Annotated in this window: 28 protein-coding genes and 2 tRNA genes; 15 read left to right on the top strand and 15 right to left on the bottom strand. The window is 60.3% G+C overall.

Translation table 11 applies throughout. The features are described from left to right. Positions 1 to 25: 25 nt before the first annotated feature. From csrA to MOP87_RS12045, 8 genes are all read right to left on the bottom strand, one after another. Positions 26 to 217 carry a carbon storage regulator CsrA gene (gene csrA / locus MOP87_RS12080; RefSeq protein ID WP_027916116.1) on the bottom strand — a complete coding sequence of 64 codons (192 nt, stop codon included), beginning with the start codon at positions 215 to 217 and terminating at the stop codon, positions 26 to 28. A gap of 253 nt (positions 218 to 470) precedes the next feature. Next, positions 471 to 1,493, bottom strand: a complete 1,023-nt coding sequence (locus MOP87_RS12075) for a DNA topoisomerase IB (protein WP_242809555.1) — start codon at positions 1,491 to 1,493, stop codon at positions 471 to 473. Positions 1,494 to 1,564: 71 nt separating this feature from the next. Further along, a complete protein-coding gene (modC, locus tag MOP87_RS12070) occupies positions 1,565 to 2,656 on the bottom strand; it encodes a molybdenum ABC transporter ATP-binding protein (protein WP_028686440.1) in 1,092 nt (363 codons plus the stop codon). 1 nt (position 2,657) lies between these two features. Further along, a complete protein-coding gene (gene modB, locus MOP87_RS12065) occupies positions 2,658 to 3,338 on the bottom strand; it encodes a molybdate ABC transporter permease subunit (RefSeq protein ID WP_027916113.1) in 681 nt (226 codons plus the stop codon). Further along, positions 3,338 to 4,090 (bottom strand): molybdate ABC transporter substrate-binding protein, encoded by a 753-nt coding sequence (gene modA, locus MOP87_RS12060; protein ID WP_028686439.1) that lies wholly within the window; start codon positions 4,088 to 4,090, stop codon positions 3,338 to 3,340. The genes modB and modA overlap by 1 nt, the downstream gene beginning before the upstream one ends. A gap of 116 nt (positions 4,091 to 4,206) precedes the next feature. Further along, entirely contained in the window at positions 4,207 to 5,283 is a 1,077-nt protein-coding gene (locus MOP87_RS12055; protein WP_049695790.1) for a nitronate monooxygenase family protein, read from the bottom strand. Between the two features lie 39 nt (positions 5,284 to 5,322). Continuing rightward, on the bottom strand, positions 5,323 to 5,493 hold the full coding sequence (locus MOP87_RS12050; protein ID WP_088523181.1) for a hypothetical protein: 171 nt from the start codon (positions 5,491 to 5,493) through the stop codon (positions 5,323 to 5,325). Positions 5,494 to 5,501: 8 nt separating this feature from the next. Then, the gene (locus MOP87_RS12045) at positions 5,502 to 5,804 is read right to left on the bottom strand and encodes a DUF1883 domain-containing protein (protein ID WP_027916110.1); all 303 of its coding nucleotides are present in this window, start codon (positions 5,802 to 5,804) and stop codon (positions 5,502 to 5,504) included. Between the two features lie 159 nt (positions 5,805 to 5,963). Between MOP87_RS12045 and MOP87_RS12040 the strand changes: the two genes are divergently transcribed. The 8 genes from MOP87_RS12040 to MOP87_RS12005 all read left to right on the top strand — a co-directional run bounded on the left by MOP87_RS12040 (position 5,964) and on the right by MOP87_RS12005 (position 13,385). Then, the gene (locus tag MOP87_RS12040) at positions 5,964 to 6,326 is read left to right on the top strand and encodes a hypothetical protein (protein WP_027916109.1); all 363 of its coding nucleotides are present in this window, start codon (positions 5,964 to 5,966) and stop codon (positions 6,324 to 6,326) included. 77 nt (positions 6,327 to 6,403) lie between these two features. Next, the gene (locus MOP87_RS12035) at positions 6,404 to 7,054 is read left to right on the top strand and encodes a c-type cytochrome (RefSeq protein WP_027916108.1); all 651 of its coding nucleotides are present in this window, start codon (positions 6,404 to 6,406) and stop codon (positions 7,052 to 7,054) included. Beyond that, a complete protein-coding gene (locus MOP87_RS12030; RefSeq protein ID WP_049695791.1) occupies positions 7,051 to 7,962 on the top strand; it encodes a c-type cytochrome in 912 nt (303 codons plus the stop codon). Before MOP87_RS12035 ends, MOP87_RS12030 begins: the two co-directional genes overlap by 4 nt. A gap of 183 nt (positions 7,963 to 8,145) precedes the next feature. Continuing rightward, entirely contained in the window at positions 8,146 to 8,985 is an 840-nt protein-coding gene (galU, locus tag MOP87_RS12025; RefSeq protein WP_027916106.1) for a UTP--glucose-1-phosphate uridylyltransferase GalU, read from the top strand. A 148-nt stretch (positions 8,986 to 9,133) separates the two neighbouring features. After that, positions 9,134 to 10,489: a glutathione-disulfide reductase gene (gene gorA, locus MOP87_RS12020; RefSeq protein WP_027916105.1), complete on the top strand. Its 1,356-nt coding sequence runs from the start codon at positions 9,134 to 9,136 to the stop codon at positions 10,487 to 10,489. A gap of 248 nt (positions 10,490 to 10,737) precedes the next feature. After that, positions 10,738 to 11,301 carry an alkyl hydroperoxide reductase subunit C gene (gene ahpC, locus MOP87_RS12015; protein WP_028686434.1) on the top strand — a complete coding sequence of 188 codons (564 nt, stop codon included), beginning with the start codon at positions 10,738 to 10,740 and terminating at the stop codon, positions 11,299 to 11,301. Positions 11,302 to 11,487: 186 nt separating this feature from the next. Continuing rightward, positions 11,488 to 13,050, top strand: a complete 1,563-nt coding sequence (gene ahpF, locus MOP87_RS12010) for an alkyl hydroperoxide reductase subunit F (protein ID WP_242809553.1) — start codon at positions 11,488 to 11,490, stop codon at positions 13,048 to 13,050. A 146-nt stretch (positions 13,051 to 13,196) separates the two neighbouring features. Next, positions 13,197 to 13,385, top strand: a complete 189-nt coding sequence (locus MOP87_RS12005) for a hypothetical protein (RefSeq protein ID WP_027916102.1) — start codon at positions 13,197 to 13,199, stop codon at positions 13,383 to 13,385. 3 nt (positions 13,386 to 13,388) lie between these two features. Here the strand turns inward: MOP87_RS12005 and MOP87_RS12000 are convergent, their stop codons facing one another. From MOP87_RS12000 to nhaR, 3 genes are all read right to left on the bottom strand, one after another. Then, positions 13,389 to 14,036, bottom strand: coding sequence for a DUF480 domain-containing protein (locus tag MOP87_RS12000; protein ID WP_242809551.1), 648 nt, complete (start codon positions 14,034 to 14,036; stop codon positions 13,389 to 13,391). 75 nt (positions 14,037 to 14,111) lie between these two features. Further along, complete coding sequence (sstT, locus tag MOP87_RS11995; RefSeq protein WP_027916100.1) at positions 14,112 to 15,323, bottom strand: serine/threonine transporter SstT; 1,212 nt, start codon at positions 15,321 to 15,323, stop codon at positions 14,112 to 14,114. An 83-nt stretch (positions 15,324 to 15,406) separates the two neighbouring features. Then, positions 15,407 to 16,300, bottom strand: coding sequence for a transcriptional activator NhaR (gene nhaR / locus MOP87_RS11990; RefSeq protein ID WP_028686432.1), 894 nt, complete (start codon positions 16,298 to 16,300; stop codon positions 15,407 to 15,409). 132 nt (positions 16,301 to 16,432) lie between these two features. Between nhaR and MOP87_RS11985 the strand changes: the two genes are divergently transcribed. Both MOP87_RS11985 and MOP87_RS11980 read left to right on the top strand, forming a co-directional pair. Then, on the top strand, positions 16,433 to 16,672 hold the full coding sequence (locus MOP87_RS11985) for a hypothetical protein (RefSeq protein ID WP_027916098.1): 240 nt from the start codon (positions 16,433 to 16,435) through the stop codon (positions 16,670 to 16,672). A gap of 29 nt (positions 16,673 to 16,701) precedes the next feature. Further along, the gene (locus tag MOP87_RS11980; RefSeq protein ID WP_242809549.1) at positions 16,702 to 17,454 is read left to right on the top strand and encodes a TerC family protein; all 753 of its coding nucleotides are present in this window, start codon (positions 16,702 to 16,704) and stop codon (positions 17,452 to 17,454) included. Positions 17,455 to 17,503: 49 nt separating this feature from the next. On the opposite strand, the gene MOP87_RS11975 is transcribed toward MOP87_RS11980, so the two are convergent. Beyond that, positions 17,504 to 17,680 (bottom strand): hypothetical protein, encoded by a 177-nt coding sequence (locus MOP87_RS11975; RefSeq protein ID WP_165919234.1) that lies wholly within the window; start codon positions 17,678 to 17,680, stop codon positions 17,504 to 17,506. 221 nt (positions 17,681 to 17,901) lie between these two features. Here MOP87_RS11975 and MOP87_RS11970 point away from each other — a divergent pair, with 221 nt between their 5' ends. Continuing rightward, positions 17,902 to 18,585 (top strand): peptidase C39 family protein, encoded by a 684-nt coding sequence (locus tag MOP87_RS11970; RefSeq protein ID WP_027916096.1) that lies wholly within the window; start codon positions 17,902 to 17,904, stop codon positions 18,583 to 18,585. Between the two features lie 149 nt (positions 18,586 to 18,734). Here the strand turns inward: MOP87_RS11970 and MOP87_RS11965 are convergent, their stop codons facing one another. Further along, a complete protein-coding gene (locus MOP87_RS11965) occupies positions 18,735 to 20,018 on the bottom strand; it encodes an FAD-binding oxidoreductase (RefSeq protein WP_027916095.1) in 1,284 nt (427 codons plus the stop codon). A gap of 199 nt (positions 20,019 to 20,217) precedes the next feature. Between MOP87_RS11965 and MOP87_RS11960 the strand changes: the two genes are divergently transcribed. The 3 genes from MOP87_RS11960 (at position 20,218) to MOP87_RS11950 (ending at position 21,234) form a co-directional block, all read left to right on the top strand. Continuing rightward, positions 20,218 to 20,294 (top strand) — tRNA-Val (locus tag MOP87_RS11960). A 160-nt stretch (positions 20,295 to 20,454) separates the two neighbouring features. Further along, positions 20,455 to 20,531 (top strand) — tRNA-Val (locus MOP87_RS11955). A 133-nt stretch (positions 20,532 to 20,664) separates the two neighbouring features. After that, on the top strand, positions 20,665 to 21,234 hold the full coding sequence (locus tag MOP87_RS11950; protein WP_027916094.1) for an SPOR domain-containing protein: 570 nt from the start codon (positions 20,665 to 20,667) through the stop codon (positions 21,232 to 21,234). Between the two features lie 18 nt (positions 21,235 to 21,252). On the opposite strand, the gene MOP87_RS11945 is transcribed toward MOP87_RS11950, so the two are convergent. Together MOP87_RS11945 and MOP87_RS11940 are read right to left on the bottom strand one after the other, a co-directional pair. Beyond that, positions 21,253 to 21,942, bottom strand: a complete 690-nt coding sequence (locus MOP87_RS11945) for an endonuclease I family protein (protein ID WP_027916093.1) — start codon at positions 21,940 to 21,942, stop codon at positions 21,253 to 21,255. 6 nt (positions 21,943 to 21,948) lie between these two features. After that, a complete protein-coding gene (locus MOP87_RS11940; protein WP_028686430.1) occupies positions 21,949 to 22,194 on the bottom strand; it encodes a DUF1654 domain-containing protein in 246 nt (81 codons plus the stop codon). A gap of 266 nt (positions 22,195 to 22,460) precedes the next feature. On the opposite strand from MOP87_RS11940, the gene MOP87_RS11935 reads away from it, so the two are divergent. Continuing rightward, the gene (locus MOP87_RS11935) at positions 22,461 to 24,458 is read left to right on the top strand and encodes a TonB-dependent receptor (protein ID WP_242810547.1); all 1,998 of its coding nucleotides are present in this window, start codon (positions 22,461 to 22,463) and stop codon (positions 24,456 to 24,458) included. Positions 24,459 to 24,465 lie beyond the last annotated feature (7 nt).

Here is a 24,465-nt window from a genome sequence, read left to right as displayed (position 1 = left end):
CTGCAGCCCGCTTGAATGATCGGTGTCAATCGTCCTGCTTCTCAGGGGCCGGATTGCCGGCCTGGATGCGTTTGAAGATCTCCTCGCGGTGCACTTGAACGTCCTTGGGTGCGTCGATGCCTATTCTCACCTGCATCCCTTTGACGCCCAGAATGGTGACTTTGATGTCATCGTTGATGACGATGCTCTCGCCAACCTTACGGGTGAGTATCAGCATGTACTTCTCCTTGGTGATAAAAAAGTCCGCAGGCCATGTGCGCTAGCGGTGGGAGCCTATCCCTTTTCCTTCCATTAAAGACGCTTTAGAAGCCTAGTAATTCCCAAAATGTCAAAATCTATGGCACGAAGAAGGGATGCGAACAGCCAGCTACCGTATAAAGGATTTGTAGGACAAGGTGCTCTGTTGGGAAGGATAGTGGGGGCCTCGTTCAATAGGAAATACCTTTGCATCATGGAGTGGATAGACAAGCTCAATGTGCGGCCTGCTGTTCCAATGCCTTGAGAAAGACCAGCAAAGCGACCTCTTCCGGGTCCAGCCCCTTGCGCACTCGGCTCTTGGGCAAGGCGGCCAGCCGCCCGAGTGTGTAATGCTCCAGCACCGCTGGGTGGATATAGCAGCGTCGGCACACGGCGGGGGTGTTGCCCAGGCGCGAGGCGACTTGTTTGACAATGGCAGCGACCTGGCGCTTGGCCTCGGTTTCAGGCTCCCAGGCCAAGGGTCTGAGCAGGTCCAACGCAAGACTGCTGCCGGCCCAGGTACGGTAGTCCTTGGCCGTGAAGTCGGCGCCAGTCAACTGTTGCAAAAACTGATTGATGTCGCTCGAACCAATGCTGTGACGCTGGCCATCGGCATCCAGATACTGGAACAGCGCTTGGCCGGGCAGTTCCATGCAACGCTTCAGCAAGGCCGCCAAGCGTCGGTCACGCAGCGTCACATCGTGCTCGACGCCACGCTTGCCACGGAACTGAAAGCGGATGGTACTGCCCTTGACCTCTACATGTCGATTGCGCAGGGTCGTCAGCCCATAGGACTTGTTGTCGCGCATGTAGCGCTGGTTGCCAATGCGGATGAGGGTATGGTCCAGCAGGCTGACTACCAAGGCCATGACCTTTTCACGGTCAAGGCCCGGTCGTGACAAGTGGGTTTCCAATTGTGAGCGCAGCTTTGGCAATGCCTGGGCGAAGGCGAGCATTCGGTCGTATTTGTGCTGGTCACGGGTTTCACGCCATTGGGCATGATAGCGGTACTGCTTGCGGCCACGGGCATCGCGGCCAGTGGCCTGCAAGTGCCCTTGCGGGTCGGCGCATATCCAGACATCGGTATAGGCCGGTGGGATCACCAGTGCGGCGATACGTGCCAGTGTTTCAGGGTCGCGGACCCGTTCACCATTGGCGTCCAGGTAGATGAAGCGGTCGCGCCAGCGGCGACGAGTCAAGCCGGGCTGGCTGTCGTCGACGTAATGCAGCGTTTCGGGAAGCGGGCAGTCGAGCATGGGCGGCAGGCCTCGATCAAGTCACTGATCAATGGACAACGGCCGCTTGGTCGTTGCTCCATTTCTGCGCGTCAGCTCAGCAATGCAACCGATTTGATCTGTGCATACAGGCGCTGGCCTGGGTGTACCCCAAGCTGGTCCGCCGAGAAACGCGTAATACGGGCGAGCAGGGTGCTGCCGTCGGCATCCAGGCTGACCAATAAATGGGCTGGGTTGTCGGCAGCGTGGGTGGCGCGTACCTGAACCTGCACTCGGTTGAGGATGCTTGAGGTGCCGTCGGCGGTGAGCGCCAGGCTGACATCGCGAGCGTGGACCTTGACCCTCAAGGCGCTGCCCAGGGCCCGGATGGGGTGTGCGAAACGTAGTACGAGCCCGTTGTTGCCAGGCAAGCGCAGTTCAAGCAGGTCGTAGTGCGGGTCATGGCCTGTCACCTGGCCTTCGAGCACCACGCCGGCATCCTCGCCCTGAGCCAACGATAAGTCCAGACGCGCCAAGGTAGGGGCAACCGGGCCGCTCGCTACCACACGTCCATGCTCCAGCAGCACGACGTGGTCAGCCAGCCGCGCCACTTCGTCCTGTGCGTGGCTGACATAAACCACAGGCACGTCCAGTTCCTCGTGCAGGCGCTCGAGGTAAGGCAGGATTTCACGCTTGCGGGGCCCGTCCAAGGCAGCCAGGGGCTCATCCATCAGCAGCAGCCGGGGGCTGCTGAGCAGCGCGCGGGCAATCCCGACGCGTTGCGCCTCGCCACCCGATAGCGTCGAGGGCCGGCGCGCCAGCAGGTGGCCGATGCCCAGCAGCTCGCTGGCGTGTTCCAGGTCCACCTTGCGCTGGGTCCACGGCACACGGCGCCAGCCGAACTCCAGGTTGCCACGCACGGTCAGGTGCGCGAACAGGCTGGGCTCCTGGAAGACGTAGCCCACCGGGCGCTGATGGGGCGGTAGAAAGACGCCACGAGCGGTGTCCTCCCAGACCTCGCCATTGATTTCCACATACGCTTGGCCAGGGCGCTCCAGCCCGGCCAGACAGCGCAGGCAACTGGTTTTGCCCGAGCCGGAGTGTCCAAACAAGGCGCTGATACCGCGCCCTGGCAGTTGCAGGTCGACGTCCAGGGTGAAAGCGTCGCGTGCCAGTTTCAGGCGTGCCACGATCGAGTGCGTCATGTCAGTTCCAGCCCGCATTGCCGCGTCGGCCTGCGTACAGCAACAGCAGCACCAAGAAAGAGAACGCCAGCATGGCGCCTGCGAGCCAGTGCGCCTGGGTGTAGGCCATCGCCTCGACATGGTCGAAGATCTGCACGGATACCACGCGGGTCTTGTCTGGAATGTTGCCTCCGATCATCAACACGACACCAAACTCGCCTACGGTGTGGGCAAAACCCAGGATGCTGGCGGTGATGAAACCCGGACGGGCCAGTGGTAGCGCCACATGCACGAAACTGTCCCAGGGCCCGGCGCGCAGCGTGGCCGCCACTTCCATGGGTCGCTTGCCAATGGCGGCAAAAGCGTTTTGCAACGGCTGGACCACAAAGGGCATCGAGTAGATGACCGAGCCGATTACAAGGCCCGAGAAGCTGAACACCACATTGCCCAGGCCCAGTGCCGCAATCCCTTGGCCAAGCCAGCCATGCGGGCCTAGTGCAATCAGCAGGTAAAACCCGATCACCGTCGGCGGCAGCACCAAGGGCAGGGCAACGATGGCGCCTATCGGCCCGCGAAACCATGACCGCGTGCGTGCCAGCCACCAGGCAACCGGTGTGCCTACGATTAAAAGAATCAGGGTGGTCAGGCTGGCCAGCTTCAGGGTGAGCCAGATGGCGCCAAGGTCACTGGCATCGAGCGGCATCAGATTTCATAGCCATAGGCTTTGATCACCGCAGCTGCCTTGGGGCCCTTGAGGTAGTCCACCAAGGCCTTGGCAGCCGGGTTGCCTTTGCCTTTTTCCAGAATCACCGCGTCTTGGCGAATGGGGTCGTGCAAGGAAGCCGGGACGATCCAGGCCGAACCGCTCTGCACCTTGCCATCTTTGAAGATCTGCGACAGCGCCACGAAGCCCAGTTCTGCGTTACCGGTAGAGACGAACTGGAAGGCTTGGGTGATATTTTGACCTTCTACCCATTTGTCGCGCGTCGCCTCGGTCAGCTTGAGCTTTTCTAGCACTTGCGTGGCCGCCAGGCCGTAAGGGGCGGTCTTCGGGTTGGCGAGCGCGAGGTGCTGGTATGCATTGCGCTGCAAGACTGCGCCCTTGTCATCCACATACCCAGGCTGGGCCGACCACAGGGCCAGCGTGCCGATGGCGTAGGTAAAGCGTGAGCCTGGCACGATGGCGTGCTCTTTCTCGAGCTTGGCCGGGGTGCTGTCGTCTGCGGCCAGGAACACTTCGAAGGGGGCACCGTTGTTGATCTGGGCATAGAACTGCCCGGTAGCGCCGTAGGCTGCAATCAGCTTATGGCCGGTGTCCTTCTCGAAGTCCTTGGCGATGGCCTGGATGGGTGCGGTGAAGTTGGCAGCGACAGCCACCTGGACCTCGTCGGCCCAGGCAGTGTTCAGGGTGATCAGGCTGGCGAGGGCGGCTAGGTAAGGCAGGCGAGAACGCATTGGGAAAGCTCCTGGTTTTCGTTATATGCCTGACTATATAGCGCTTCGCCAATTGCTTGCAGCTGTTTTTATTGGATCGAGGCTCAAGCAAGGCACGGCGCGCTCGATCGGTCCGGTTAGCGGTTCAGACGAGCCAATGCCTTGTCTGCAATGTCACGGGTCAGGTCTGCAGCGGACAAGTGCCGGCCGAGGCGTAGTGCCTGGCCTGCCCAAAGGTTGCTGAAATCACTGCTGCCTTGGGCTTCAGTGATTGCCCGCAGTGGCATCAATGCGCCACCTGCGAGCGGAAACCGGGGTGCCTGCGCGCTCATGGGGCCCAGCTCGCGCATCAGGCGATTATGGATACCGCGGGCCGGGCGACCGGTGAACAGGTTGGTCAGGGCCGTGTCGCTGGCGGACGCGCTGTCCAGCGCCTGCCGATGAAACGGCGACACGGTGGCTTCGGGGCAGAACAGGTAGGCGGTGCCGATCTGCACCGCAGAGGCACCCAATGCCAGTGCGGCCAGCACACCACGGTGATCGCCAATGCCACCGGCCGCAATCACCGGGACATCGACGGCATCGACCACCTGCGGCACCAGCGCAAGCGTACCGATTTGGGTGGTGATGTCTTCACTGAGGAACATGCCGCGATGCCCGCCAGCCTCATAACCCATGGCGATGATCGCATCACAGCCGCGATCCTGCAGCCAGCGTGCCTCTTCGACGGTTGTGGCACTGGACAGTACTCGGGCCCCGCTGGCTTTGACCCTGCGCAGCAGGTCAGCCTGAGGCAGGCCGAAGTGAAAACTCACCACTTCAGGGCGCAGGTGCTCGACCAGCTGGCAGCTGTGTTCGTCGAAAGGCGCGCGGTTGGACACCGGTGCAGGTGCTTCGAAATCAGCCCCCAGCGTTCGATAGTAGGGCTCGAGCACCTGCTTCCAAGCGGTGAGGGCGTCAGCATCGGATGCAGGTACCTGATGGCAGAAGAAGTTCAGGTTCAGGGCGCGGCCAGGGCTGGCGGCTCGAAAGACAGCGATTTGCTCGCGTACCTGCTGGTGCGTGAGCATGGCGCAAGGCAATGCGCCCAGACCACCGGCCTGGCTTACCGCAATAGCCATCGCCGTACCTGATGCCCCGGCCATCGGCGCTTGAAGGATGGGCAGTTCGATACCCAGCAAATCGAGAATACGGCGATCGGGCCACTGGCTCATGCGACGCTCCTTCAGGCGCAATGGATGGAGACTGGGCGATTAGAGTGCCTTGCTGACCTGGATGTCGCTGACCTTGTCCACGTCTTCACCATGGATCTTGCGCAGGGCTTGTAGCGCTTGTTCCCGAGAGTCGTCTGACATGAGGGCGAAATCCCAGCGGCGCTGGCCTTCGAGCTTGTACTTGATGACGTACTTGATGGTTTGGGTCATGGCTGGCCTTACCTGAGCTGCGACGAGGAACGACGGATGATCTTGATCTTGTGCGTAAGGCTGGGCTTGCGCGTGACCGAGATCGGGCGGGTCGTCACGGTATCGATGGTGATGTTCCAGAAACCGGTGCTGGGCACGGTGATCTTGGCGGGGAACTTGTCGAAGTGGCCGCCGTGATAGGTGTGACGACCGCCATTCTTGAAGCTGCGGAAGTTGGCGTCGTTCATCAGACGGATGTTGCAGCGCTGGGAGCACTCGATGACGACGATGTCGTCCTCGTTGAGGTGCTCGCGCTGGTGTACGAATTTCATGTGTGGCTCCGCAAAGTCTGGTTTTGCAAACGCGCACGATAACACGATGCGCGGTGAGCGCGCCGGGCTGCTGACCGGGCGCAGATAAATCTGCCAGTACAGGGAGCAAAAGAGCCAGATCACGGTCGAACGGTGTTCCTGATGACAGAGGTGCAGCAGATGAAGTGGATGTTGGCGGCGTGGATGCTGACCCTGGCCGGGTGCGCCAGTGTGTCTGACCTAGAACAATCCCATGAGACGATGGATGTGATGTCAGGCAAGACGCCACGTGAATATGCCGACTGCGTGAAGGCCCGGCTGGCCGACTCGCGTGGCCCGTTGACGGAAGAAAAACGCGGTGATGGATTGCGTTTGATCGTGCCGCAGAAGTTTTCGCCAGGCGAGGGCCCAGGCGCGCTTCTGGATATCAGCCAGCGTGGCAACAATGGCAGCAGCATCAAGTTGCATGAACGTCTGAGCAACTTCCCATTGCGTCCGGGTGATGTGCGTAAAGCCGCGACGGCTTGTATTTCCGGGGATTGACCCAGCGCAAGTGACCGACCTCCTTTTGCTTATATGTTTTGGGCCTAAGCATATAACAATAGAAAAGGAGGTTCGTGATGAGACCATTCAGCGTCATGGTGATCGGTGGCCTGATGTCCCTGGCCTGGGCATCGGCCCACGCTGCAGATGGCCAGAAAGTCTTTACCCAAGGGGGCGCCGACCCTGCAGCCCTCGCCTGCATCGGATGCCACGGTGCCGATGGCAACGGTATCGGCGCAGCAGGCTTCCCACGGCTCGCCGGCCTGCCGGCCCCTTACTTGAGCAAGCAACTGCGTGACTGGCGCAATGGTACTCGACAGCAGGCGGTCATGGCGCCCTTGGCAAAGGCATTGTCCGAGGACGAGATCACAGCGGTGAGTGCCTACCTGGCCAGCTTGCCGGCGCCGGCAACCGGTGACCTGCGTCGTCAGCAAATCGCCAATGATCCAACGCTGCGGCTTGCGCTTTATGGCGACTGGAACCGGCACGTCCCTGGATGTATCCAGTGCCACGGCCCAGGCGGTAGCGGCGTAGGCGAGCATTTCCCGCCGTTGTCTGGCCAGCCCGCCGCTTATCTGGCGGCTCAACTGAACGCTTGGCGTGATGGAACGCGCAGCAACGACCCCAACCAGTTGATGGTCGGCGTGGCCAAGGCCATGACCCCCGACGAGATCACGGCCGTTTCCGCGTTTTTCGCTCTTCCTGCCAACCTGGAGGCCAAGCCATGAAGCCTTTGCTTACAGCCCTGCTGCTGGCAGCAGGTAGCGTTCACGCCAGCCCCGTGACCATGGAAGACCAGTCCCAGCTCAAAGTGCCGAATGCACAGGCGCAACCGCGCTTCGTGCCGCCGGCAGAGGGCGAGTTGCCGGACAATGCGTTTGGGAAGAGGGTGCGCGAGGGGCACGCCCTGTTCGTCGATACCCGACGTCTGATGCCTGAAGCGGTTGGCAACGGCATGAACTGCTCTAATTGCCACCTTGATCAAGGGCGCATGGCGCACTCGGCCCCTCTGTGGGGCGCTTACCCGATGTACCCGGCCTACCGAAAGAAAAACGACAAGGTCAACACGTATGCCGAGCGAATCCAGGGATGTTTTCAGTTCAGCATGAACGGCAAGCCGCCGGCGGCTGACAGCCCGGAGATGACCGCGCTGTCGGTTTATTCCTACTGGCTCTCTACCAAAGCGCCGACCGGTGTGCCGTTGGCCGGGCGAGGCTATCCGGAAGTGGCGCCGCCAGCGGGGGGCTATGACTTCAAGCGTGGGCAGCAGGTGTACCTCGAGCAGTGCGCGATCTGCCACGGCAAGAAGGGCGAAGGCCAGAAGGTGGCGGGCGAGTATGTGATGCCGCCGCTATGGGGCAGGGACGCCTACAACTGGGGGGCGGGCATGCACCGGATCAATACGGCGGCGTCATTCATCAAGTACAACATGCCGCTGGGTCGACCGGGCTCGCTCAGCGACCAGCAGGCCTGGGACGTGGCGGCCTGGATAAACCGGCACGAGCGGCCCCAGGACCCAAGGTTGGTAGAGGGCTCCATCGAGAAAACCCGCCTGAAGTTCCATGCCAATGATGGGGTCAATCTCTACGGCCAGAAGGTCGAAGGCGTGTTGATCGGGCAGGGCACCGGTCGCTGATGGCCAGGCAAGGGCCTGGAAGGATGACGTACCGGTCAGGAATATTGGGCGGCCCTTTGAACTATCCGTGAGCGGTTGCCTCTATGTTCCCAACGATCGGCAACAGGCGGGGCATTGTAAGGTGACCGCCGCCTGATTAGACTTCGCCGTAACCCCCAGGCCTAGCCTTTGTTAAGGACGTTTATGATCAAGAAATGCTTGTTCCCGGCAGCCGGCTATGGCACTCGCTTCCTGCCAGCCACCAAAGCCATGCCGAAGGAAATGCTGCCAGTGGTCAACAAGCCGTTGATCCAGTACGGCGTTGAGGAAGCATTGGATGCAGGGTTGAGCGAGATCTCCATCGTTACCGGCCGCGGTAAGCGCGCACTGGAAGATCACTTCGACATCAGCTACGAGCTGGAAAACCAGATCAAGGGCACCGACAAGGAGAAGTACCTGGTAGGCATTCGTCGCCTGCTGGACGAGTGCTCGTTCTCCTACACCCGTCAGACCGAAATGAAAGGCTTGGGTCACGCGATCCTCACTGGCCGTCCCCTGATCGGCGACGAGCCGTTCGCAGTGGTGCTGGCCGATGACCTGTGCGTCAACCCGGAAGGCGATGGCGTGCTGACCCAGATGGTGAAGCTGTACAACCAGTTCCGTTGCTCGATCGTCGCCATTCAGGAAGTCGATCCGCAGGAAACCAACAAATACGGTGTCATTGCCGGCGACATGATTCGTGACGACATTTTCCGTGTCACCAACATGGTTGAGAAGCCCAAACCCGAGGATGCGCCGTCCAACCTGGCCATCATCGGCCGTTACATCCTGACGCCCGACATCTTCGATATCATCGAGAACATCGAGCCCGGCAAGGGCGGTGAGATCCAGATTACCGACGCCTTGATGAAGCAAGCCCAGAGCGGCTGCGTGATCGCGTACAAATTCAAAGGGAAGCGTTTCGACTGCGGTGGCGCCGAGGGCTACATCGACGCGACCAACTTCTGCTTCGAGAACTACTACAAGGCTGGCAAGGCTTACTGAGCCCCTGCTGCAAGCCAGGCGCATTTTTTCTTGCCGCCTGATGCTTGAAGCTTGAAACTGCCGGTACCAAGCTGCAAGTGACAAGCCACGCTGCCCGTTCGTGCAGCCTGCCGCTTGAAGCTTGCAGCTTTTTTTTGGAGAACGAAAAGTGGCCTACGATTTTGATCTGTTCGTGATTGGCGCCGGCTCCGGTGGCGTGCGCGCCGCACGTTTCGCTGCCGGTTTTGGCGCCAAGGTAGCGGTTGCCGAGAGCCGCTATTTGGGCGGCACCTGCGTCAACGTGGGGTGTGTGCCCAAAAAGCTGCTGGTGTATGGCGCCCATGTGGCTGATGAGCTGGAGCAGGCGGCTGGATACGGCTGGACCCTGGAAGAAGGGCACTTCGACTGGGGCACCCTGATTGCCAACAAGAACCGTGAAATCGAACGGCTCAACGGTATCTACCGCAACCTACTGGTCAACAGCGGCGTGACCCTGGTTCAAGGTCATGCGCGCATCACCGGACCTAACGAGGTCGAAGTCGAAGGCCAGCGCTACAGTGCCGAGCACATCCTGATCGCCACTGGCGGCTGGCCCCAGGTGCCGGACATCCCGGGCAAGGAATTGGCGATCACCTCCAACGAAGCGTTTTACCTCAAGGACCTGCCGCGGCGGGTGTTGGTGGTGGGCGGCGGCTACATCGCGGTGGAGTTTGCCGGGATCTTCCAAGGGCTGGGCGCCGCGACAACGTTGTTGTACCGCGGCGATCTGTTCCTGCGCGGCTTCGATGGTTCGGTGCGCACTCACCTGAAGGAGGAGCTCGAAAAGCGCGGGCTCGATTTGCAGTTCAATGCTGACATCCAGCGCATCGACAAGCTTGAGGATGGCAGCCTCAAGGCGACGCTCAAGGACGGGCGGGAACTGGTTGCCGACTGCATCTTCTACGCCACCGGCCGGCGTCCAATGCTGGACAACCTTGGCCTGGAAAACACTGGTGTCGAACTTGATGACAAGGGCTACGTGCGCGTAGACGATCAGTACCAGACCACGGCGCCTTCGATCCTGGCCATTGGAGATGTAATCGGCCGTGTGCAGTTGACCCCGGTGGCATTGGCCGAAGGCATGGCTGTGGCCAGGCGTCTGTTCAAGCCGGAGCAGTACCGCCCCGTGGATTACCAGAACATCCCCACGGCCGTGTTCAGCCAGCCGCCTATCGGCACGGTAGGGCTCACTGAAGAACAGGCCGTCGAGCAGGGCTACGAGGTCAAGGTCTTTGAAAGCCGCTTCCGCGCCATGAAGCTGACCCTCACCGACATTCAGGAAAAGACCTTGATGAAGCTGGTGGTAGATGCCAAGACCGACAAGGTACTGGGTTGCCACATGGTCGGGCCGGATGCAGGCGAGATCATCCAGGGCCTTGGCATCGCACTCAAGGCGGGCGCGACCAAGCAACAGTTCGATGAAACCATCGGCGTGCACCCCACGGCAGCGGAAGAGTTCGTGACTCTGCGCACGGTGACCCGCTGACTCAGCCCAGGCCGCATGCAACGTGCGGCCTGCTTGCGGGGCGACGATTACGTAATCGTCGCCCCATGCGCGGTCGGTTTCATAGGCTAGCCGCGCGCTTGGGCATTACCGCGGTAAGCGCTTTGTAACCTGTCCCACTCATAGCCAAAACCAATCATGAGCATCAGGTTTGCCAATGAGCCTTTATCGGTTCATGCGGTTAGGATTCTCTCCGTCAACTGATTTCAACCCATGAAGGAGCGTCTCTCATGCCTATCATCAACAGCCAGGTCAAACCGTTCAACGCCACTGCCTACCACAAGGGCGAGTTCGTCCCGGTCAGCGAAGCCGACCTGAAAGGCAAATGGTCTGTCGTGTTCTTCTATCCAGCCGACTTTACGTTCGTTTGCCCGACCGAGCTGGGTGACCTTGCTGACAACTATGCCGAGTTCCAGAAACTGGGCGTTGAGATCTACGGTGTTTCCACCGACACCCACTTTACCCACAAAGCGTGGCACGACACCTCCGACACCATCGGCAAGATTCAGTACCCACTGATCGGCGACCCGACCCATGTGATCGCCCGCAACTTCGACGTGCTGATCGAAGAAGCCGGCCTGGCGGACCGCGGTACCTTCGTGATCAACCCCGAAGGCCAGATCAAGATCGTCGAGCTGAACGACGGCGGTGTGGGTCGTGACGCCACCGAGCTGCTGCGCAAGGTCAAGGCTGCCCAGTATGTCGCCGCCCACCCAGGCGAAGTCTGCCCAGCCAAGTGGAAAGAAGGCGAGGCCACTCTGGCGCCGTCGCTGGATCTGGTCGGCAAGATCTGATTGTCGCCCGATAAGCGCCTGTGCAGCGGCAGCGCCGCACAGGCCTTGCGGGATGAGCAGCCAGTCATGTGCCAAACGCGGGCGGTAAGCAGCCGCCACAGCTGAACCACTTACCGCCCCGTCAAACGCCCGGGCGACTTCGCCTGGGCGTTTTTGTATCTGAGTTTGAAAAAGGAAATCGCCCGTATGTTGGACGCCACGCTTAAATCGCAACTGAAAACCTACCTGGAGCGGGTCACCCAGCCGATCGAGATCGTTGCCTCCCTCGACGACGGTGCGAAGTCCCGCGAATTACACGACCTGCTGGTGGAAATCGCCGGCTTGTCCAGCCTCATCACCCTGCGAGCCGATGGCGACGACGCCCGCCGCCCTTCGTTCTCGCTCAATCGCCCCAACGGCGACATCAGCCTGCGTTTTGCTGGTATTCCCATGGGCCACGAGTTCACCTCCCTGGTGCTGGCGCTGCTGCAAGTGGGCGGCCACCCCTCCAAGGCCAGCCTGGAAGTGATCGAGCAGATCCAGACGCTGGAAGGGGAGTTCAACTTCGAGACTTACTTCTCGCTGTCCTGCCAGAACTGCCCGGATGTGGTCCAGGCATTGAACCTGATGGCGGTGCTCAACCCCAGCGTGCGCCATGTAGCCATCGATGGTGCGTTGTTCCAGGCTGAAGTCGATGCCCGCCAGATCATGGCCGTGCCCAGCGTGCACCTCAATGGTGAGGTGTTCGGCCAGGGGCGCATGGGCCTTGAAGAAATTCTTGGCAAGATCGACACCAACGCCGGCGCACGTCAGGCCGAGAAGCTCAACGCCAAACAAGCATTCGATGTACTGGTCGTAGGCGGTGGCCCGGCGGGTGCCTCTGCCGCCATCTATGCCGCGCGCAAGGGTATCCGCACTGGCGTGGCCGCCGAACGGTTCGGCGGGCAGGTGCTCGACACCATGGCCATCGAGAACTTCGTTTCCGTGCATGAAACCGAAGGCCCGAAACTGGCCACCGCGCTTGAAGAACACGTCAAGCAGTATGACGTGGACATCATGAACCTGCAGCGCGGTGAAGCACTGATTCCGGCTACCGACGGTGGCCTGCATGAAGTGCGCATGGCGAGCGGGGCTTCGCTCAAGGCCAAGACGGTCATCCTGGCCACCGGTGCTCGCTGGCGCGAAATGAATGTGCCGGGCGAACAGCAATACCGTGGCCGTGGCGTGGCCTACTGCCCGCACTGTGACGGCCCGTTGTTCAAGGGCAAACGCGTGGCGGTGATCGGTGGTGGTAACTCTGGCGTGGAAGCGGCGATCGACTTGGCGGGTATCGTGGCGCAGGTGACGTTGATTGAATTCGACAGCCAGCTGCGTGCCGATGCGGTGCTGCAACGCAAGTTGCACAGCTTGCCTAACGTGACGGTCATCACCCAGGCACTGACCACCGAAGTGATCGGCAATGGCGAGAAAGTGACTGGCCTGCGCTACAAGGACCGCACCAGCGACATCGAGCATGAGCTGGCGTTGGAGGGGATTTTCGTTCAGATCGGTCTGTTGCCGAACACTGATTGGCTCAAAGGCACCGTTGAACTGTCGGCACGCGGCGAAATCATCGTCGATGCCAGAGGGCAGACCAGTATTGCCGGTGTGTTCGCTGCAGGTGACGTGACGACGGTGCCTTACAAGCAAATCGTGATCGCCGTTGGCGAAGGGGCCAAGGCGTCTCTGGCCGCCTTCGACCACCTGATCCGCACCTCCGCGCCTGCATAAGCGACATTTCAGCAGAACCGCAACCCTCGCATGAACTGGCCGTGCCCCATGGCGCAGTGCATGCGGGGGTCTTGTCATGGGCCTGGCTAAACCCACGAGCCATGAGGGTGTCTATGCTTACAAGCAGACCCCTCAGGAGCCACGCCATGACCCTGATCAGCCGCGAACCCTGGTGGCTAGTGCCGCCAAAGCCCGGGCAGACTGAACAAGACCTGCACTGGGGCTACCTTGAGATCTACAGCAACGGCCACACGGTGTTTGTCGACCAGCGCCCAAGCGATCGCGAAATGACCGAGCGCAAGAGCTGCCGCAACTTCCCCAAATCAGACCGCTGAAGACTAGCCGCCTAGTGCGTCCAGCCGCGCTTCCAGTGCAGCGATGCGCGCTTCCAGTGCCTCGATTCGATCCTGTGTAACCGTACTGGTACCACGTCGCATTGAGCTCTCCTGCTGCTTTGCAGCCAGAATGGCTTCGATGTCTGCCGGGTCACCCAACGCATGAGTGTAACGGTCCTCACGCTGGCCGGCCTGACGCGGCAGGTGCACGGCCAAGTTCCGTGACACCAGACGTTCTAGCTGGTGGTGAATTTGGTCGGTGTCGTCGAAATCGTGCAGGCGGTTGCTACGGGTCAGCAACTCGCTCAAGGTTTGCGGGCCACGCAGGAACATCAGCCCCATCAACACCAGCTGCGCAGGAACCAATTCCAGCGCCTTGTCCACCCGGTGTTCCCAACGGTCGGCGCGGCTGCCCATCTGCAAGCGTGCCATCTGTTGTGCTTCGAGGCTGCGCAGCGCCTGACCCACTTGGCCCTGGGTAAGGTTCATCACCGGTTCGCGGCTGGTCTTCTGGTTACAGGCCAGGAGCAGGGCGTTGAGGGTAAGCGGGTAACTTTCCGGGCTGGTGGCCTGTTTCTCGATCAGCGAGCCGAGCACGCGAATCTCGACGCTGCTCAAGCGACCTTCAGTGGTGGTGTCTTGCTCGGACATGGCCCTGTCTCATTGCTGGGAAAAGGCCATTAGCGTAGGTGTATGAGGGAAGGGCCGCAAGACGGCCCGGCTAAATCAGGCGCTGCGGCGCGCTTCGGCCTGGCAGGCGGCTGCGGTGAACAGCACGTCGGTGGAGGAGTTGAGCGCGGTCTCGGCAGAATCCTGCAGCACGCCGATGATGAACCCCACCGCCACAACCTGCATGGCGATCTCACTGGGAATGCCGAACAAGCTGCAGGCCAATGGGATGAGCAGCAGGGAGCCGCCGGCCACACCGGACGCACCGCAGGCACAGACCGCCGCTACCACACTGAGCAACACTGCCGTGGGAAGGTCCAAGGGAATCCCCAAGGTGTGCACCGCCGCCAGCGTCAATACGGTGATGGTGATTGCAGCGCCAGCCATGTTGATCGTGGCCCCCAGCGGAATGGATACCGAATAAGTATCCTCATGCAGCCCAAGGCGTTCGGACAACGCCATGTTCACAGGGATGTTGGCTGCCGAACTGCGGGTGAAAAATGCAGTGATGCCGCTTTCGCGCAGACACAGCAGGGTGAGTGGGTAGGGATTTCGACGGGTTTTCCAGAATACGATCAGCGGGTTCATGACCAGGGCGACGAACAGCATGCACCCGATCAGTACCGCCAGCAGGTGCAGGTACCCCAACATGGCTTTGAGCCCTGACTGAGCCAAGGTGGAGGTGACCAGGCCGAAGATGCCCAGTGGCGCAAAGCGAATGACGATGCGCACGATCAGCGTGACGCCGTTGGACAGGTCGTCGACCACCTTGCGGGTGGTGTCACCGGCGCGGCGCAACGCGATGCCCAGGCCGATAGCCCAGGTCAGCACGCCGATGAAATTGGCATTGAGCAACGCGTTGATCGGGTTGTCGACCGCACTGAGCAACAGGTTCTTCAACACCTCACCGATGCCGCCCGGTGCACTTAGGGCGGCATCCGCTGCGTTCAGTACCAGGTGCGAAGGAAATACCATGCTGGCAACCACCGCCACGACAGCCGAGGCGAATGTGCCGAGCAAGTACAGCCCCAAGATGGGGCGGATGTGGGTTTCCTGTCCGTGCCGGTGATTGGCAATCGATGCCATGACCAGAACGAAGACCAGCACTGGCGCCACCGCCTTCAAGGCACTGACGAACACCGTACCGAGAAAGCCCAGGTCACGGGCAACGGTAGGGGCGATCAGGGCAAGCGCGATACCTGCCACCAGGCCGATAACGATTTGCGTCACCAGGCCGGTGCGGTTGAGAAGGCGAAGAAGCGGTGTCATGCGCAGCGAGGTCCTGAAATTCGAAAAGGTCTGGACTTTACCATAGACCTCGCCCAGGCACTTACTGCCCGTTGTGGGGAGCGCTACCAGTTGAACAGTTCGCGTCGCGCCCCTTCGGTGATGGCAACGATGCCAGGATGCTTGACCTTGCGCTCGACCGAAATGGCGTAGAAGGACTCGTTCACGGCCTCGGTTTGCCCAATCAACTGTACGCCATACTGCCGACACACTTCTTCGGCAATCACGCTGGGCGCCACGAAGATGCCGCTGCCAGACTGCCCGAACGCCTGCATCAAGGCACTGTCGTCGAACTCGCCGACGATGCGCGGTTGAAGATGTTGATCACCAAGCCAGCGTAGAAGGCGGCTGCGCAGCACCGTTTCTTGCCCGGGTATGAGCAGCGGCGCATCGTGCAGGCATTCAGGGAACGGGCCATCGTGCTGAAGGGCCAATGTTGGGGTTGCGAAAAAGCTCAGGCCGCATTCTCCCAGTTTCTGGCTATACCCTTTGATGTCCAGGTGGGGCGGCATCGGGCTGTCTGAAATGACCAGGTCCAGTCGCTGAATGGCAAGGTCGGCCAGGAGCCGCTCCAGCTTGTCTTCACGGCAGTTGATGCGCAGCACGTTCTCAAGCTCCATGGTGGGTGCCAATAATCGATAGACAATGGACTTGGGCACCACGTCAGCCACCCCGACCCGGAACAGGATCTGCTCCTGAGGGCCGGCACGCAGCATGGCTTCGAGTTCGCCCCCCAGCTGGAACATCTGCTCGGCATACGTCAGCGCCTGGCGTCCGGTCTCAGTGAGTTCCAATTGCCGGCCAACCCGCTGGAACAGCTCGACGCCATAAGCCTGTTCCAATAGCGTGATCTGACCGCTGATGGTCTGTGGCGTCAGATTCAATTGCTCGCTCGCCCGAACGATGCTGCCGGTTCGGGCTACCACCCAAAAGTAGTGGAGCTGGCGATAGTTAAGCATTAGCGCAGATGCCGATTCGGAAAAACCGAAGTATATCGCTTGAAAATACGAATTTTACAGAAGTATTGCGCCCTCTAGAATCCACTTCATTCAGGCGGATACGAGCCTGCGCACATCATTCCGGAGGCGCCTATGCTGTATTTCAAATCAATGGGTACTGCGCTGGTCATGAGCATGACGCTGTTGGCCCTGGCCGGCTGCGATCAGGCCGAGAAGTCTGCCCAGCAAGTGCTTGACCAGGCGGCGAAGTCGGCTCAGCAGGTGATCGAGCAAACCAACCAGGCGGCCCAGCAGGCCTTGAGCGACGCGCTTGGGACCGACCGGCGAGAGCCCGAGCAAGATGACACCGCTTCCGAAACCCAGGACATTTGATCCCCAACCCGCGTGACAGGATGTGAACAATGGAATATTTGCTGGAACTTGCCGCTAGCCCGACAGCCTGGGTGGCGCTCGCCACGCTGGTGGCCATGGAAGTTGTACTGGGTATCGACAACCTGATCTTCATCTCCATCCTGACCAACAAACTGCCAGTCGCGTATCGCTCCAAGGCACGCCGCATCGGTATCAGCATGGCACTGGTGATGCGCCTGGCACTGCTCAGCACCGTTGCCTGGATCGTGCAGCTGACCGACCCTGTGTTCGAGGTGTTTGGCAACGCCTTCTCCTGGAAGGATGTGATCCTGATCGCCGGCGGCCTGTTCCTGCTGTGGAAGGCCACTAAGGAAATTCACGAGAACGTCGATCCACACGGTGCCAAGGAAGAGTCCAAGGCTTCTTCTACCGTTACCTTGGGCTTCGCCGCAGCGATTTTCCAGATTCTGCTGCTCGATATTGTGTTCTCGGTAGACAGCATTATCACCGCAGTAGGCATGACTGAGCACTTGCCTATCATGATCATCGCCGTGATCACTGCCGTGATCGTGATGATGGTGGCGGCCGATCCGCTGGCCAACTTCATCAACGACAACCCAACAGTTGTCATGCTGGCGCTCGGTTTCCTGATCATGATCGGCATGACGCTGATCGCGGAGGGCTTCGGAGCCCACGTGCCCAAGGGCTATGTGTATGCCGCCATGGCGTTCTCAACCGCTATCGAGATTCTGAATATCCTGGCGCGTCGAGCACGGCTGAAGCGTGAGGTCAAGCAAGGGTGACAGCAGGCGGGGCGCATGGCGCCCCATTCGCTGCATGTTTCAGGTGGGTTCAGTGCGCCGCTGCTGCGTGTGGAGCACGCCGTGCAGGGGCGGGTTGAGGGCGTGGCTGTGGTTGCGCAACGGGTTGAGCGTGCCGCCGTGCGATGCGCAGTACGCCCCAGAGCATGGCCGCTGCAACGCTGAGCCACATGCACACCAACATGATGATTGCCAAGGTCATATTCATTTGTGCCTCCATCTCTACGGCGAGCGCTTGATACGCCAGCGATTGCCTTCCAGACACTTGATTAGTGTAGCCCTTGCGTGGGTACGTTCCATCGAATAACGCCTGCGGTGCCGAGATGATTCGCCAACATGCCCTGTCGGACTGTACCGCCATCGTTGTGGGACCTATCATCGCGAACACAGCAGGGCGCTGCCTGCCCTGCGTTCAGCAAGCGAGTATCCATGCCCAATTTCACCTTCTCGTCGCCGACCAAGGTCGTTCGCCAGCTCATCCTGGCGTGCTGGTTGGGTGTCACCTTGGCAGGTTGTGCCGGGACACCTTCTACCGCACTCCAGGGCCTGCCCCAGCGGGTGGAGCTCAGCAGCGTTCCGTTCTACCGCGGTAACGCCAACCACAGCGCAGCCATGGCATTGGCCGCGATTCTGTCGCAGCAAGGTGCGCCCATCACGCCTGGGCTGCTCGATCAGCCGCTGAACCTGCCCACAGGTATCGACAGCCTAGATACCAGCATCCCGCGCGTTGCGCGCGACTACGGTAGGGTGGTGTACCCCTTGGACAAGCGGCTAGATGCCTTGTTGACGCAGGTGGCCGCTGGAAACCCGGTGCTGGTTCGCTACCAGGACGGTTCGGCATGGTGGAGCGAACCCAGGTATGCGGTATTGATAGGGTATGACCGTTACAAACAGCGTGTGCTGATGCGTGCAGGCATGCAGCGCCGCCTGGTGATGGCATTCGACGATTTCGCCTCTGCCTGGGCGAAAGAGGGCCGTTGGGCAATCCTGGTGCAGCCGCCGGGGGAGTTGCCGGCGAACGTTGACCGTCAGCGCTGGCAACAGGCCGCTGACGATCTGGCGCGTGCGGGCCAGGAACTGGCGGCCAGGCAGGCCCTGGACAGCCTCAAGTGAGGCTGCTCGCATTTGGCTTTCCACGGTCACTGAAGGCGTGGCCTTGCCGGGGCGCTGGGCTGGTCGGCATGGGCCGCAACGCGGCCCGGCGAACATGAGTGAACCCCATCACGCCAGTGGCAGCCCTTTACCGGTTGCCACGTCTTGACTCAGAAGCCCAGACGGTCACGCAAGCTGTAGTACCAAGCGCCCAAGGCACTGAAGGGCACGCGCAGCATCTGACCGCCCGGGAAGGGGTAGTGCGGCAGCCCGGCAAAGGCATCGAACCGCTCCGCCTGGCCACGCATGGCCTCGGCCAGGACTTTGCCTGCCAGATGGGTATAGGTGACCCCGTGCCCTGAGCACCCCTGGGAATAATAGATGTTGTCACCGATACGGCCGACTTGTGGCAGACGCGACAAGGTGAGCAGGAAGTTGCCGGTCCAGGCGTAGTCGATCTTGACGTTCTTCAACTGCGGGAAGGCCTTGAGCATCTTCGGACGAATGATCGCCTCGATGTTGGCCGGATCCCGTGCACCATAAACCACGCCGCCTCCAAAGATCAGGCGCTTGTCGCTGGTCAGGCGATAGTAGTCGAGCAGGTAGTTGCAGTCTTCGACGCAGTAGTCCTGGGGAAGCAGTGTGCGCGCCAGTTCATCGCCCAGGGGTTCGGTCGTGATGACCTGTGTACCGCAAGGCATCGACTTGGCGGCAAGCTCCGGGACCAGGTTGCCCAGGTAGGCGTTGCCCGCCACGATGATGAACTTGGCGCGCACTTTACCCTGTGGGGTATGCACGACCGGGTTGGCGCCGCGCTCGATGCGCACCGCCGGAGTTTGTTCATAGATGGTGCCGCCCAACGATTCGACCGCAGCAGCTTCGCCGAGGGCCAGGTTGAGTGGATGGATATGCCCGCCGCTCATGTCGAGCATGCCGCCGATGTAGTTGTCGCAGGCCACCACTTCGCGGATGCGCTGTTGATCCATCAGCTCCAGCTGGTTGTGGCCGAAACGTTCCCACAGGCGCTTTTGCGATTCCAGGTGACCCATTTGTTTGCTGGTCAGCGCAGCGAACACGCCACCGTCCTTGAGGTCGCACTGGATGTTGTACTTGGCCACCCGCTCGCGAATGATGCGCCCGCCTTCGAAGGCCATCTGGCCTAGCAGCTGGGCTTGGCGAGCACCCACGGTGCGCTCGATGACATCGATGTCGCGGCTGTAGCTGTTGACGATCTGGCCACCGTTGCGGCCCGATGCGCCGAAGCCTACCTTGGCCGCTTCGACAATGCTTACCTTGAAGCCATTTTCCAGAAGGAACAGGGCGCTGGACAAGCCGGTGTAGCCCGCGCCGATGATGCAGACATCGGTTTGCACCTCACCCTGCAGCGCCGGACGTGGCGGCACCGGGTTGGCCGAGGCGGCGTAGTAGGACTGGGGGTAGGGGGTGTTAGCCATGCTGCAGAACCTCGTGTTTTATATTTTTAACGAATGTAGCGATGCTATCAATAATAATAAACACCCGCTAGTCGTCCGCTGAAAATCATGAACAGTGCTCGCGCCTGACGCCTCTTTATAAAGAGTTTGCAATTCAGTGGGTTAGCTTCAAAAAAACTGTTGACACGCCTTTGTAATTGCGTAGAATGCGCACCACGACAGGCACATAGCTCAGTTGGTTAGAGCACCACCTTGACATGGTGGGGGTCGTTGGTTCGAGTCCAATTGTGCCTACCAAATTGAAAAAGGGTGATCCGCAAGGGTCACCCTTTTTTGCGTTTTGCTTTGGAAGCTCTTAGATGGCTCCAATTCTCCGGCTGCTCGAAAGTTTTTGATTTATATCGAAAAAAAAGCTTTACAGGTGTTCAGTGAGTCTCTACTATGCGCACCACACGACAGGCACATAGCTCAGTTGGTTAGAGCACCACCTTGACATGGTGGGGGTCGTTGGTTCGAGTCCAATTGTGCCTACCAAATCCCAAAAAGGGCGATCAGAAATGATCGCCCTTTTTGCATGCCCGGCGGAATCAGCCTGTAACCTTTGGCCGCAGTTCGATGCTCAGTCTCGCGTGGTAGAATCCGCCTCTTCGAACCTGGAGGTACACGCGTGCGCAAACTGGTGGTGGTAATGGCAGTGCTGGCCCTGGCGGGCTGTGACAACGAGGTGGAGGGCGTGCACAAGCGTGTGGCCGAACACCTGCAAAATCCCAAGACCGCCAAGTTCGGTAACGTTCGCATCGATACGCAGGGTACGATCTGCGGTCAGGTGCGCGGCAAGGACGATGCCGGCCAATTCCAGGCCTACCGCAGCTATGTGGCCATCAAACGCGACGGTCAGTACGAAATCATTGTCGACGACAATGGCGACAACCTGCGTATTCGGGAGCTGTGTGGGGGTGCTGAATTGCAGCGCCGTGCGCAAGCGCTCGAAGGTGAGCCCGCGCCAGAGGGATGGGACGTCGAAGTGGTCCAGGGCGCCAACATGGGTGCACTCAGCGACATGACCGCGCGTCTGATCGAGAAAGGTATTCCGTCTTCGGTGGAGTACCGGGACGGCAAGCCTGTGGTGCTGCTGGGGCCGTTTCCTACCCGGGAGCAGGCGCAGGCCCGTCGCGATGAAGTCATGGCCAAGCTTGGCACCGACTCGGTGGTCATCCAGCACGGCGCAGCCCGCTAAGCGCTCGTGGCCGGTCGATCAGCTGCACGCCTTGAGGTCGACCGGCCCTACAAACTCATTACCGTGCCCCATCAGGCACCCGACCCGCTGGTTGCGTTGATACTCCCAAGGCTGCGGCGGATACGTCTTGTTCCATGCCTCGAACAGCTGACGGTCCTGCCTTGAGAGGCGCAAGTTGTATTGCTTGCTCATGTAGAAATAGGTGCGTGCAATCATGCCGCGGATCGAAGGCCGCGGCATGACCTTCCTGGCCTTGAAATCCACCTGGGTAAGGCATTGGCCGTATTGCCCACGTTGTTCCGGCAGCCAGCCGAAGCTGTAGTTGCTGCGGTCGCCGTTGACCTCCCCAACGCTTGGCACCAGATTGTGCAGGTCGGCTTCGGCGCGTTTGTATACCTCGTCGTGCTGCGAGCAGGCCTTACGACCGCCGCTTTGCCAACACTGGCGCTGATGGCCGATTTGCCAGGCCGGCACGATGTGCTCCCACTCGATGCGTGAAGCGCGTTGGGCATTCTTGCGTGGTGAATACCCACATGAAGCCATATCGACTTTGTTGCCGTTGTATTTGCAACCGCAGTAGAACTCGGTGGATTGTGGTGCGTAGAGTTGCCTGGCCACCTTCTTGGCTTCCTGGAACGTGCGGGGCGCATCGGCATAGGCAAGCGGAGCCATCAGCAGGCAGGCAGCTGCAATAAGCGAAACTCTCATGCGCGGTCAGTCTTCCTTGGGCACGGTCCAGAAAAGCTGTACGCCACCATCGTCGCGGTGGGCGAGGGTAACGTTGTCATTTTCGGCAATCTCGGCCAGCAACGTGTCCCAGTCCTCTGGTGTTTCCTGTTCCAGGCGAAAAATCAAAGCCGCCCGGCTGCGCTGGGCAATGGGGTTGTTGATGATTTTCTGAATGCGCATGCCCAGTTGTTGGTAGCTGGCAGGTGAGGGCGAGGAGGTAGACACAGGCATTTCCTTTTTTTGCTGTATGCACGTACAGTATTTCACTGTAAGGGATTTCGCAACAGCTTGAAGGCAAAGTTCTGTGGATCGCCCTCGCCATGTTCGCGATTCAGGCCAGGGTCTGCTGTAATAGCGGCACTTTCCGGAAATTGCTCATGTATCGATTGGTCTTACGCGTTACCTCTTCCACGCACCTCGCCCTGTTGTTTGTCGGTGGTGTCACTTCTCATAATCAAGCCTGGGCCGACCCGGCAACCGCGATCGTTATCGATCCGATGGTTGTCACGGGTGCCTACGCGCCTACCAGCAGCTTCGATCTGCCGTTCTCGGTGGACACGGTCGACCTGTCCAATGGCACCGATGGACAACTTGGCGTCAACTTGTCAGAGGTGCTGACGAAGGTCCCTGGCCTAGTGGTGCAGAATCGCCAGAACTATGCCCAGGACCTGCAGATATCATCCCGCGGGTTTGGTGCTCGCTCTGCATTTGGCGTGCGCGGTATCAAGCTGCTCAGCGATGGTATCCCAGCCAGCACCCCGGATGGACAGGGCCAGGCAGCCACGCTGAACCTGGATGTGGCCGACCGTATCGAGGTGCTGCGCGGCCCGGCCGCTACGCTTTATGGCAGCAACGCTGGCGGTGTCATCCAGATGTTCAGCCGTGACGGGGTGGGGCCGGCTCGCCTGGGTGCCGAAACCACCTTTGGCAGCGATGGCTTCAGCAAGCATCACCTGTCGGCACAGGGGGGCAACGAGATCGGGGGTTTCGTGCTGGACGCTTCGCGCATGGACACCAATGGGTATCGCGACCATAGCGCGGCCAAGCGCGACCAGACGTTCGCCAAGGTGCACATCAGGCCGGATACCGATTCACGCCTGGCGCTGACCTACAGCAGCCTGGAACAGAACAACACGCAAGACCCGCTGGGTCAGCTTTGGTCCAGCTACAAGCACGACCCACGTTCGGTCGCCGATGGCGCAAGGGATTACAACACGCGCAAGAGCATCGATCACCAGCAGGTGGGCATGAACTACGAGCGCTACGTTGGCGACGCTACCCTTCAGTTCAATCTCTACGCAGGGCGTCGGAGCGTGGTGCAGTACCTGTCGATTCCTCGGCAAATCGCCTCCAACAGCCAGCGCGGAGGCGGTGTGGTGGATTTTGACCGCGAGTTTCACGGCGGTACGCTGCGCTGGATTCAGCCGGTACCGGCCGTTCCCGGCCATTTCACGCTCACCGTGGGTGCCGACTACGACCAGAGCACGGATGACCGTCGGGGCTTCCAGAACTTCCGGGGCGACCAACTGGGGGTCAAGGGCGAGCTCAAGCGCGACGAGAAAGACATCGCGACCAGCCTGGACCCCTATGTGCAGGCGCACTGGGAAATCGGCAACTGGACCAGCGAGCTGGGCGTGCGCTACAGCACCATGAAGATGAAGGTCGATGACCACTACCTGGAAAACGGTGACGCCAGCGGTGTCAAGCGCTATCAGCAGGCCAACCCGACGCTGTCGGTGATGTACGCCTTCACGCCTGATCTGCGTGGCTATGCCAGCGTGGGAAAGGGCTTCGAAACGCCTACGCAGGCTGAAATGGCCTATGCGCCAGGCTTGCAGGAAAGTTTCAACTTCGGGCTGGACCCGGCCACCAGCAAGCAATATGAGCTAGGAGTGAAATATCGCCTGGGCGCGGCCACGCGGCTGAATGCTGCCCTGTTCGAGATCCGCACGGATAACGAAATCGTGGTCGATAATTCCACCAACGGCCGCACCAGCTATCACAACGCCGGGCAGACTGTGCGCCGTGGTTTTGAAGCCAGCATGCAGAGCGACTTTGCCGAGCACTGGCAGACCACCTGGGTGTTCACCCATACCGACGCTCGCTACGCCGATGACTTCAAGCAAGGCGGACAAGTCATCGACAGTGGCAATCGCTTGCCGGGCGTGCCGCGAGACAATCTGTATGCAGAAGTGGTGTGGAAACCGACCGCTTCGGTCAGCATGGGGTTCGAGGGGCAGTACCGTAGCAAGGTATTCGTCGAGGACAGCAACCAGCAGAAAGCTGCGCCTGCCTATGCTGTGTTCAACTGGCGCACGCGCTTCGAGCAGCAGGTCGGCCCCTGGACTTTCCATCAACTGGTGCGTCTGGACAACGTGTTCGACCGTCAATACGTGGGTTCGGTGATTGTCGGTGACAGCAATAAACGCTACTACGAGGCAGCCCCAGGGCGTTCGTGGTACGCCGGTGCTGGCTTGGAATATCAGTTCAAGTAGTGGGCTG

It is taken from the genome of Pseudomonas sp. I3-I5 (assembly GCF_022699445.1).
Taxonomy (GTDB): Bacteria; Pseudomonadota; Gammaproteobacteria; order Pseudomonadales; family Pseudomonadaceae; genus Aquipseudomonas; species Aquipseudomonas fulva.
Note: the sequence above shows the minus strand (reverse complement) of the source record. Positions and strands in the feature narration are given on the sequence as shown.

Coding starts and splice junctions, on each gene's coding strand:
- ahpC (WP_028686434.1), top strand. CDS start 10,738: ATGCCTATCATCAACAGCCAGGTCAAACCGTTCAACGCCACTGCCTAC.
- sstT (WP_027916100.1), bottom strand. CDS start 15,323: ATGACACCGCTTCTTCGCCTTCTCAACCGCACCGGCCTGGTGACGCAA.
- MOP87_RS12030 (WP_049695791.1), top strand. CDS start 7,051: ATGAAGCCTTTGCTTACAGCCCTGCTGCTGGCAGCAGGTAGCGTTCAC.
- csrA (WP_027916116.1), bottom strand. CDS start 217: ATGCTGATACTCACCCGTAAGGTTGGCGAGAGCATCGTCATCAACGAT.
- MOP87_RS11985 (WP_027916098.1), top strand. CDS start 16,433: ATGCTGTATTTCAAATCAATGGGTACTGCGCTGGTCATGAGCATGACG.
- ahpF (WP_242809553.1), top strand. CDS start 11,488: ATGTTGGACGCCACGCTTAAATCGCAACTGAAAACCTACCTGGAGCGG.
- MOP87_RS12000 (WP_242809551.1), bottom strand. CDS start 14,036: ATGTCCGAGCAAGACACCACCACTGAAGGTCGCTTGAGCAGCGTCGAG.
- modB (WP_027916113.1), bottom strand. CDS start 3,338: ATGCCGCTCGATGCCAGTGACCTTGGCGCCATCTGGCTCACCCTGAAG.
- MOP87_RS11975 (WP_165919234.1), bottom strand. CDS start 17,680: ATGAATATGACCTTGGCAATCATCATGTTGGTGTGCATGTGGCTCAGC.
- MOP87_RS12040 (WP_027916109.1), top strand. CDS start 5,964: ATGAAGTGGATGTTGGCGGCGTGGATGCTGACCCTGGCCGGGTGCGCC.
- nhaR (WP_028686432.1), bottom strand. CDS start 16,300: ATGCTTAACTATCGCCAGCTCCACTACTTTTGGGTGGTAGCCCGAACC.
- MOP87_RS11965 (WP_027916095.1), bottom strand. CDS start 20,018: ATGGCTAACACCCCCTACCCCCAGTCCTACTACGCCGCCTCGGCCAAC.
- modA (WP_028686439.1), bottom strand. CDS start 4,090: ATGCGTTCTCGCCTGCCTTACCTAGCCGCCCTCGCCAGCCTGATCACC.
- MOP87_RS12045 (WP_027916110.1), bottom strand. CDS start 5,804: ATGAAATTCGTACACCAGCGCGAGCACCTCAACGAGGACGACATCGTC.
- modC (WP_028686440.1), bottom strand. CDS start 2,656: ATGACGCACTCGATCGTGGCACGCCTGAAACTGGCACGCGACGCTTTC.
- galU (WP_027916106.1), top strand. CDS start 8,146: ATGATCAAGAAATGCTTGTTCCCGGCAGCCGGCTATGGCACTCGCTTC.
- MOP87_RS12055 (WP_049695790.1), bottom strand. CDS start 5,283: ATGAGCCAGTGGCCCGATCGCCGTATTCTCGATTTGCTGGGTATCGAA.
- MOP87_RS12050 (WP_088523181.1), bottom strand. CDS start 5,493: ATGACCCAAACCATCAAGTACGTCATCAAGTACAAGCTCGAAGGCCAG.
- MOP87_RS12005 (WP_027916102.1), top strand. CDS start 13,197: ATGACCCTGATCAGCCGCGAACCCTGGTGGCTAGTGCCGCCAAAGCCC.
- MOP87_RS11980 (WP_242809549.1), top strand. CDS start 16,702: ATGGAATATTTGCTGGAACTTGCCGCTAGCCCGACAGCCTGGGTGGCG.
- MOP87_RS11970 (WP_027916096.1), top strand. CDS start 17,902: ATGCCCAATTTCACCTTCTCGTCGCCGACCAAGGTCGTTCGCCAGCTC.
- MOP87_RS11935 (WP_242810547.1), top strand. CDS start 22,461: ATGGTTGTCACGGGTGCCTACGCGCCTACCAGCAGCTTCGATCTGCCG.
- MOP87_RS12035 (WP_027916108.1), top strand. CDS start 6,404: ATGAGACCATTCAGCGTCATGGTGATCGGTGGCCTGATGTCCCTGGCC.
- MOP87_RS11940 (WP_028686430.1), bottom strand. CDS start 22,194: ATGCCTGTGTCTACCTCCTCGCCCTCACCTGCCAGCTACCAACAACTG.
- MOP87_RS11945 (WP_027916093.1), bottom strand. CDS start 21,942: ATGAGAGTTTCGCTTATTGCAGCTGCCTGCCTGCTGATGGCTCCGCTT.
- MOP87_RS12075 (WP_242809555.1), bottom strand. CDS start 1,493: ATGCTCGACTGCCCGCTTCCCGAAACGCTGCATTACGTCGACGACAGC.